We start from the raw sequence: 341 nt of genomic DNA, 5'->3' as shown, positions 1-341 counted from the left end.
TCGGACAAACTGCAGCTCAGCAGCAAGGGCAATACCGTGCTGAACGGTGCCCAAGCCCATGCAAAACGCATCGACGCCGAAGTCGACGGCACACTGCACATCGAAAGCCCGCAGGACACTGTCGAACAGGAAAGCAAACAAAGCGGCGGCGGCATCCGCGCCCAAGTCGCGCTCGGTACCGCATGGAGCGTATCCGGCAACTACAACCAAAGCAAAGCCAGCGGCTACAGCCGCAGCGTCGGCAGCCAAAGCGGTCTCTTTGCCGGCGAAGGCGGCTACCACATCACAGCCGATAGCGTCCGGCTTAAAGGCGGTGCCATCGCTTCTGCCGCAGATAAAGA

At 60.7% G+C, this 341-nt stretch carries 1 protein-coding gene; it reads left to right on the top strand.

All coding sequences use genetic code 11. The features are described 5' to 3' along the window. Positions 1–341, top strand: a 341-nt coding sequence (locus tag ACTHSW_RS10850; RefSeq protein ID WP_440373921.1) for a hemagglutinin repeat-containing protein, incomplete at both ends; no start/stop codon positions are given.

The sequence above is a fragment of the Neisseria sp. P0008.S004 genome, from assembly GCF_051962755.1.
Taxonomy (GTDB): Bacteria; Pseudomonadota; Gammaproteobacteria; order Burkholderiales; family Neisseriaceae; genus Neisseria; species Neisseria subflava_A.
Note: the sequence above shows the minus strand (reverse complement) of the source record. Positions and strands in the feature narration are given on the sequence as shown.